The organism is Amycolatopsis ponsaeliensis, assembly GCF_030182635.1.
Lineage (GTDB): Bacteria > Actinomycetota > Actinomycetes > Mycobacteriales > Pseudonocardiaceae > Amycolatopsis > Amycolatopsis ponsaeliensis.
Window position 1 is genome coordinate 1 of sequence record NZ_JAPZLD010000124.1, and the last position, 678, is coordinate 678.

A 678-nucleotide genomic window follows, 5' to 3' on the forward strand; every position below is an offset into this window, starting at 1 on the left:
TACCTGACCGCGGTGGTGGATCACGACACCCGTCGGCTGGTCTGGCTCGGTGAAGGCCGCACCAAAGCGACCTTGGAAGCATTTTTCGATCAGCTCGGCCACGAGCGTGCCACGCGGATCACCGAGGTCACCGCGGACGCTGCGCACTACATCGCCGCCGTGGTCGCCGACCGGGCCCCGCAGGCGGTGCGGTGCGCGGATCCGTTTCATGTCGTAGCGTGGGCCACCCACGAACTGGACCTGGTGCGGCGGCGGATCTGGAAAACCGCCCGCAACGCTCCCGGCGGACGCATCCGCCCTCGCGAGGACCGGTCTGCGCAATCGGCCGGGGACGCCCGCGCATTGCAACGGTCCCGCTACGCACTCTGGAAAAATCCTGAAGACCTCACCGGCCGGCAACAAGCCAAGCTGGCCTGGATCGCCGCTGCGGCACCTGAACTGCACCGGGCCTACCTGCTCAAAGAAGGCCTCCGGTCAGTCTTCGCAGTCGGCGGCACCGAGGGCATCGACGGCGTGAATCGTTGGCTGTCCTGGGCGCAACGCTGCCGCATACCGGAATTCGTCCGGCTCGGCCGCAAGGTCCGCCGCCAGCTCGCCCCGATCTGCGCCAGCCTCCGTCTTGGTCTGTCCAACGCCGTGCTCGAAGCCACCAACACCAAAATCCGGCTTTTCACCCGC

Annotated in this window: 1 protein-coding gene; it reads left to right on the plus strand. The window is 67.4% G+C overall.

Annotated features, from left to right (window positions below):
- Positions 1 to 678: transposase (locus QQ657_RS56500; RefSeq protein WP_284750748.1), on the plus strand; the 678-nt coding region annotated here is incomplete at both ends.